We start from the raw sequence: 6778 nt of genomic DNA, 5'->3' as shown, positions 1-6778 counted from the left end.
AACACCGCCGACTCCGCAGCGAACCTATGCGAAACTTGCACCCGAAGTGTCCTTCTGAACCGGACCGATCATTGCCTAGACAACAGTGATCATCCCAGCTCGAAGGGCACTTTCTCATTCACGGCACACCGACAGGGCGCACGCCCGTCGGTGGATCGAGGTTTAGACCGTGTCTCATGTCGCTGATTTTGCGAGTTTCTTGTAGCAGGTCAGTGTCGCTGCGAGTGTGAGGAAGTCCAGAAAATGCGTGGCCTTGCGGTCGTAGCGGATGTTGAGCCGGTGGTAGCCGGTCAACCAGGAAATGGTGCGTTCGATCACCCATCGGTGACGGCCGAGGCGGTTGGAGGATTCGATGCCCTTGCGAGCGATCCGGACGCCGATGCCGCGATCACGCACCCATTTCCTCAGGTCAGCGGCGTCATAGGCTTTGTCGGCGTGCAGCTTGGCGGGCCTGCGCCGGCGTGGGCCGCGTCGCGATCGGACCGCGGGGATCGCTTTGACCAACGGGCGCAGCGCCCGCGCATCATTGGTGTTGGCGGCCGAAATACCCACCGACAGAGGGATTCCCGCACGATCGGACAGCACATGGATCTTCGAACCCGCCTTGCCACGATCGACCGGGCTCGGCCCAGTCAAAGGTCCCCCTTTTTCGCTCGCACCGACGCCGCGTCGATCACCGCACGCGACCAGTCGATCAAGCCCCTGCTACCCAGCTCATCCAGCACAGCGCGGTGTAATCGCCGCCACAGGCCGGCGTCAGTCCACGCACTGAACCGGCGATGCGCGGTCGGGACCGTGACACCGAACGATGGCGGCAGCATCCGCCACGCACAACCACTTGTCAGCACGAACACCACAGCAGTGAACACGGCACGCTCGTCGGTGGGCGCGGTGCCGCCGCCTTGCGGACGCGGGGTGAACTCCGGTAACAGCGGCTCCGCCAGAGCCCATAGTTCGTCGGGGACAAGGCGTTTGGACAACTCATCGACCACAAACCGAACATCATGCAGCACAACCGGATCCGACGCAGCAGAACCAAATCACAACCACGTAAGACACGGTCTTAGATGTACGTAGCGGATACCGGCTTCAGCCAGGGCTGCCGACAATTTGGTCTTCGATAGCCCGGGCTTACGTGAGATGGGGGTGAGCCGTACGTCCACGACGGTAGCGACGCCGGCCTCCGCCAGAAGCATGACGAGCTCGTCCGCTCGGCGGCCTTCGTAACCGACGGTGAACAGGCGATTCTGCGTATAAGCGGGGCTGGCTACGGGCACGTGGTCATCCTTGCACGCTGTGGATGCGACCGGCTCCCAGGTCTAACCAATATCGCAGGATTGTCCGATTCTTTGTACACTGCTCGTCGAGACAATGGGGGAATAGTCCTAATGCGCCTGTATTGCAACAACTTTGGTAGCCGGTCATGTTGCGGGTCTATCCGCCAATGGCGCAATTGAATTTCCGAACCCGTCCGACAATCGCAAGGGGGACCGCTCGGACCCGACTCGGTGACACTCGCCGCACCAGAGATCTGGCAGGCGTCCTCCGCGCCGTGATCGTCGGTATCGCTGTGGTCATTTCGCTCGTCGGCACCGGATGTTCCACTGTCGTGGATCCGGCTGTGCAGGACCCGAGTGAAACCGGCACGAGCCCGGAACTCATCAAACAGGCGACGGATTTCGGTCGGTGGACGCTTCCTGCGAACGCGAAGGTTCTTCTGGTCAAGAACGAGATGGGCCGAGCCCCTCGATGCCGGATCGCACTGGAAATGACCCCAGCTGACCTGAGTTGGATGCTGGAAAAATCCCGCTACTCAGCAGCCCGCGTACCCGGTAGCGGATCCTCGAGAGATACGATCGCCGGGCCCGACCCGAAGACATCACCCAACCTCCTCCACGGCCGTGACAACATAAAGGCATCCGACGGAAATACGGTGTGGCGCAAGGTTCTCATCGATGAGCGCGACGCGAATACCCGCTTCGTTCATCTCGAGTTCCTCGACATCTGACCGACCCGGCCCCTCCCTGACGTTCTCGAACCTCGTCCCCGCCGGAACCCCCTCTTTCGCACAAGGGGAAGAAGGGATTTCGCGTCGCACGGACTTCGACCAGGACCGGGCCACCTGCGCCGGCGAGGAATTCCTGGACCATTTCGGCCCAGGTCTCGCCGGGGCGGACCTGACCCGGCTCTGCCGAGCCGCGGGGCGCCCTGATGCGATTGCGTCGCTCACCGGCTTGTCACTCGGATAGCCTGGTCGCCCTGGTGGCGAAGGCAATTAATCCTTTGGACTACAGGGCTTTACACTGTTTGCGGTGCTTCTCTATCCGCCCGCAACCGGGTCGATCGGGGTCAGCACACCCAAGCGTTGCTCGATGGCGCTTGCCGCGGTCAGGCACAGGTCTTCCCGATACATACGGCCGATGATCTGAACCCCCTGCGGTAGCCCGCCGATCACACCGACCGGAACGGCTACCGCTGGAACTCCCACCAGGCTGGTGGCCGTGCACAATCGCAGCGGGCTCATCATCCGCTCCTGCTCGTCCGCGTCGGCCGGAACATATGGGAGAGGCGGCAATTCGGTGTAGACCGGTCCGAGCAGTAGTGGGTACCGGTCGAGAAACTGTGTCCACGCGCGCTGCACACCCAGCCTCGCGGCGGTCAACTGGATGTAGCCGGGCAGGTCTGATGGCGGTTGCCGGCGCATCATCAACTCCATGTGCAGGCGGCTGGTTTCGCTGAGCAGCGGCTGCAGTGTGGGCCAGGCCAAGGAGAATTCGGTGCTGATCAATCCGGAGTAGACCGCCAGCGCTTCGGCCAGCGCGGGTACCTCCACTTCCTCGATTCGGTAGCCGGCGTCAGCCAATGCGTCTGCCGCATCGGCCAATCCGGTGCGCACGTCGGGATGCGTTCGGTCACCGTCGAGATCGATCACCAGGCCGACCGTGACTCGGCCGGGCAGCGGCGGACCGTCCGGCGGTGCGGGAACGGCCCTGGGATCTTGCGCGTCGGCGCCGGCGAGTACGTCGAATGCCAGCCGCAGATCCGCCACCGACCGAGCGAGTGGACCGTCGACCGGAAACAGTTGCGACGCCAGCGTCGGTTCGCGACCGCCGATTCGATGGTCGGCGGCGAATCGGCCGTAGGTGGGTTTGAGTGCGGTGATCCCGTTGAATGTCGCCGGATTGCGAAGGGAGCCACCGGAATCGTTTCCCAGACCGAGTGGCGCCATGCCGGTGGCTACCGCTACACCGTCACCGCCGCTGGTCCCACCGGGGGTGCGGCCCGGCGGATCCCAGGGGTTGCGCGTATCGCCGTACAGCGTGCTTGTTGTGTGCAGACCGGCGATCGTCAGATCGGGCATGTTGGTCCGGCCGATGGGGATCGCCCCGGCCGCGCGCAACCGGCGCACCGGTGGCGCGTCGGCCGTGGCCACCAGGTCCCGCAGGGCCGGCACCCCCATCGTCGTGGCCGATCCTCTGACATGGATGTTTTCCTTCACTGTGAACGGGACTCCGGCCAGTGGACCCAGCGCTTCCCCCGCCGCGCGCCGCCGGTCGATCGTATGTGCGGCGTCGAGGGCGCCGTCGGCCAGCACGTTCGTCACCGCATTCACCGCCGGATCGACTGCTTCGATCCTCGCCAGATGCGCTCTCACCACTTCGACTGCGCTGATCTCGCCCGCAGCGACGGCGGCGGCGACCTGCGCGGCAGTCGCCTCGTATAGATGTTCCACGCGCCGCAATATACAGATCTGTATTCAGATACAGTATTGAATATGAAGCAGCGTCTCAGTCGCGAGCAGAGCCGACAGCAGACCCGGGACCGGCTGCTCGACGCCGCCGCGGAGTTGTTCGCCGAACGGGGCGTCAATGCGACCTCGGTAGAGCAGATAGCCGAACGCGCCGGATACTCCAGGGGAGCCTTCTACGGCAACTTCGCCGACAAGCACGAACTCACACTCGAACTCCTCACCCGACGAACGCAGCGCGAGCTCGAAGAGGTCGCCGCACTCGACCACACCAATCGAGAACCGTTGCGCGAGTTCAATCGCTCCCGTGCTCGTCACCTCGACGAATGGCTGGCGCTGCGGCTCGAACTCGTACTCCACATCCTGCGCAACCCCGAACTGCGATCACGCTTGGCCGAACGCGAACTCACCGCCCGCAAGGCCATCGCCACCGGAATCACCCGCGAATTGCCGCACCCTCCAGCCGATCCCGCTTTCCTGGCGTTGATCGTGCACGCCCTCGAAGATGGCCTTCTGGTGCAGAAACTTCTGACCCCCACCGGGATCCCGGACGATATCGTCGTCGACGCCTACGAGTTGCTGATCGCCGCATGGTCGGCATTGGCCGAGAAGAATCGTGAATCAGCGCAATAGCCGAGCGCTCAGCGGGACCGCGGGTACGGCCGAGGAGATCGGGCTCGTTCGACTCGGCCTGTCGGGTCCCAGATTGCGGTACATGAGCAAGGACGGCAGGCGACGGAACGGCTCATAGAACTCGCTGTGATGTCCTGCGGTGCAGCGTGATTCGTCCGCTGCGTCGCTGCGTCGTCCAGCGGTCGGTGGGTTACCGATCCCTCTGGGACCCCACCTACTCGTGCTGTCATGAACTCAGGACCGTCTCCTCCTCGCGCGCGTCGTAAGTCTCGCGTGCAGATTCGATGGCCGGCATATGCTCGGCTGCCCACGCCAGCAGTACGTCGACAGGGTGGCGCAGGGTTTTGCCGAGGGGGGTGATCCGGTACTCGATCGCTACCGGGCGGGTGGTGACGACGACTCGTTCGATGACGCCGTTGCGCTCGAGTCTGCGCAAGGTCGCGGTGAGCGACTTCTGGGTGACCGCGGGAATGGCGCGGCGTAGTTCGTTGAAGCGGCACGGGCGTTCGCAGAGTTCGTTGAGGACGCTGAGTGACCACTTGTCGAGCACTTGATCGAGTAGGTCACGGTGCGCTGTCTCGATGCGGATTTCACCGTCGGTATCCATGCTGAAACCTGGTTTCGTTGAAGTGTCCTTCGTCGACTAAGTATCTTAGCGATACTTCGAAAACGAGAGGACTAGAGCATGTCTGTCAAGCACTTCACACCCGAGGGAATGTTGCAGCCGACCCCCTATCACCACGTGGCTGTAGGCACCGGATCGCGTCAGGTGCACGTCAGCGGGCAGGTTGCACATTTCGCGGACGGCACTCCGGTTGTGCCGGGCGATCTCGCCGGCCAGGTCGCCCAGGCGCTGCGCAACACTGCTCGCGGATTGGCCGGTGCGGATGCGTCTTTCGCGGATGTGCTGCGCCTGACGTTCTACGTCACCAGGTGGAGTCCGGAGCAGATCGACGACTTCATGGCCGGTGTGGAGGCGGTCGCCGCGGAGATCGGGCTGCCGATTCCGATGCCTCCGGCGTCGCTGATCGGTGTCGACCACCTTTTCGAGCCGGATGTGCGGGTGGAGGTCGAGGCGACCGCGGTGCTCGACTGACCGGCCGGACCGGAACGCGCTGCACCACTTCTGTTCCATAGCGATCAGGATCTCGCGACAGAAAAAAATCTGTAGTGATGACAGTAGACTTTCGGCGAAGTCTGAGGTAAGTTCTATGGCGTTGGAAGAGAAAGAAGTATCCAGGTGGCACGGGAGATGATGAACTGCCCGTGATAGTAGGACGGCGGGCGCGGCCCGGGGACCAGCTTGTACGACGGTCCCGCCGCCCGCCGGAAGCACGATGAAGTTGTACGGAAAGAAGATGAAGTAACCCCATGAGGAGAGAGGAGGCATTGCCCGTCGGATCACCCGCGAGGAACTGTGATTGGGGTGATCGCCGACGCTGTGATTTCATGTCGGAAGACGAAGTAATTCCCCCTTTCAGTGCCCCGGCGCCGCAGGCGCCGGGGCGCTTCCACGTGTGGAGGCCTTACGATTTCTGAACCCACGACCGCGAACGAGAAGTTCGACGACGACGACTACCCCGCCTACACCATGGGCCGGGCCGCGGACATCCTCGGCACCACCCCGGCATTCCTGCGCAGCCTCGACGAGGCGAAACTGATCGTCCCGCAACGCTCGCCCGGCGGACATCGCCGCTACTCCCGCTACCAGCTGCGAATCGCCGCCCGCGCCCGCGAACTCATCGACCACGGCACACCCCTGGAAGCCGCGTGCCGGATCATCATCCTCGAAGACCAACTCTCCGAAGCTCGCGAACTCAACGCCAAACTCACCAAAGAGGATTGAGTCGACCCGCTGTGCCGGCCTGCGCAAGCCCCGAGCTGCCGCACACGGTTGTGCGTGCAGGTAGTGGTCCTCGAAAGCCGTGGCTCTCCAAAGAAGGTGTAGGGCGATGATCGCGGGCGGGATTACGCCGGTTGTGGGACAGTCATTCCCGCCGACGACGCCGACTGCCGACAGGATAGGTCGCCACCGATTCCGCCCGCCCACACCGCAGGCGCGGCCAGGCCCTCCGGGGCTCGAGCGCGCAAGCGACAGCGGGCCGCGACAAGCGGGACTGTGGGGCCGGCCGGATCCGGCCAGAGGCTGAGGGCCGGCGAAATCGGCCGCCGAGACAGGAGAAGACGGATGCGGGAAGCGCGGTGGTGGCGGCCGGTTCCGGCGCGCACCATTCAGCCTCGATCCACCGACGGGCGTGCGCCCTGTCGTCGTGCCGTGAATGAGAAAGTGCCCTTCGAGCTGGGATGATCACTGTTGTCTAGGCAATGATCGGTCCGGTTCAGAAGGACACTTCGGGTGCAAGTTTCGCATAGGTTCGCTGCGGAGTCGGCGGTGTT

Annotated in this window: 8 protein-coding genes; 4 read left to right on the top strand and 4 right to left on the bottom strand. The window is 63.6% G+C overall.

Translation table 11 applies throughout. The features are described from left to right. Window positions 1–174: 174 nt before the first annotated feature. Together C5E41_RS32605 and C5E41_RS32600 are read right to left on the bottom strand one after the other, a co-directional pair. Window positions 175–992 (bottom strand): IS5 family transposase gene (locus tag C5E41_RS32605; protein ID WP_439956382.1). Its coding sequence is split into 2 segments (ribosomal slippage): window positions 175–636 and window positions 639–992, totalling 816 coding nucleotides; the frame shifts between segments, so codons are not numbered across the junction. Window positions 993–1040: 48 nt separating this feature from the next. After that, window positions 1041–1277 (bottom strand): DUF488 domain-containing protein, encoded by a 237-nt coding sequence (locus C5E41_RS32600; RefSeq protein ID WP_258081414.1) that lies wholly within the window; start codon window positions 1275–1277, stop codon window positions 1041–1043. A gap of 275 nt (window positions 1278–1552) precedes the next feature. Here C5E41_RS32600 and C5E41_RS32595 point away from each other — a divergent pair, with 275 nt between their 5' ends. Beyond that, entirely contained in the window at window positions 1553–2008 is a 456-nt protein-coding gene (locus C5E41_RS32595; protein ID WP_104379512.1) for a hypothetical protein, read from the top strand. 312 nt (window positions 2009–2320) lie between these two features. Here C5E41_RS32595 and C5E41_RS32590 read toward each other — a convergent pair whose 3' ends face one another. Continuing rightward, a complete protein-coding gene (locus C5E41_RS32590; RefSeq protein WP_219823312.1) occupies window positions 2321–3733 on the bottom strand; it encodes an amidase in 1413 nt (470 codons plus the stop codon). 42 nt (window positions 3734–3775) lie between these two features. On the opposite strand from C5E41_RS32590, the gene C5E41_RS32585 reads away from it, so the two are divergent. Next, window positions 3776–4381: a TetR/AcrR family transcriptional regulator gene (locus C5E41_RS32585; protein WP_104379510.1), complete on the top strand. Its 606-nt coding sequence runs from the start codon at window positions 3776–3778 to the stop codon at window positions 4379–4381. 226 nt (window positions 4382–4607) lie between these two features. On the opposite strand, the gene C5E41_RS32580 is transcribed toward C5E41_RS32585, so the two are convergent. Then, complete coding sequence (locus tag C5E41_RS32580; RefSeq protein WP_104379509.1) at window positions 4608–4988, bottom strand: winged helix-turn-helix transcriptional regulator; 381 nt, start codon at window positions 4986–4988, stop codon at window positions 4608–4610. Between the two features lie 78 nt (window positions 4989–5066). Here C5E41_RS32580 and C5E41_RS32575 point away from each other — a divergent pair, with 78 nt between their 5' ends. Next, window positions 5067–5477 carry a RidA family protein gene (locus tag C5E41_RS32575; RefSeq protein ID WP_104379508.1) on the top strand — a complete coding sequence of 137 codons (411 nt, stop codon included), beginning with the start codon at window positions 5067–5069 and terminating at the stop codon, window positions 5475–5477. Window positions 5478–5972: 495 nt separating this feature from the next. Beyond that, on the top strand, window positions 5973–6227 hold the full coding sequence (locus tag C5E41_RS32570) for a MerR family transcriptional regulator (protein WP_104379507.1): 255 nt from the start codon (window positions 5973–5975) through the stop codon (window positions 6225–6227). Window positions 6228–6778: the final 551 nt, after the last annotated feature.

Origin of the sequence: Nocardia nova (assembly GCF_002933465.1) — a bacterium.
Lineage (GTDB): Bacteria > Actinomycetota > Actinomycetes > Mycobacteriales > Mycobacteriaceae > Nocardia > Nocardia nova_B.
Note: the sequence above shows the minus strand (reverse complement) of the source record. Positions and strands in the feature narration are given on the sequence as shown.

Bases quoted from the DNA above. Each gene is read 5' to 3' on its own strand.
- C5E41_RS32575 (WP_104379508.1), top strand. From the start codon at position 5,067: ATGTCTGTCAAGCACTTCACACCCGAGGGAATGTTGCAGCCGACCCCC.
- C5E41_RS32580 (WP_104379509.1), bottom strand. From the start codon at position 4,988: ATGGATACCGACGGTGAAATCCGCATCGAGACAGCGCACCGTGACCTA.
- C5E41_RS32585 (WP_104379510.1), top strand. From the start codon at position 3,776: ATGAAGCAGCGTCTCAGTCGCGAGCAGAGCCGACAGCAGACCCGGGAC.
- C5E41_RS32570 (WP_104379507.1), top strand. From the start codon at position 5,973: ATGGGCCGGGCCGCGGACATCCTCGGCACCACCCCGGCATTCCTGCGC.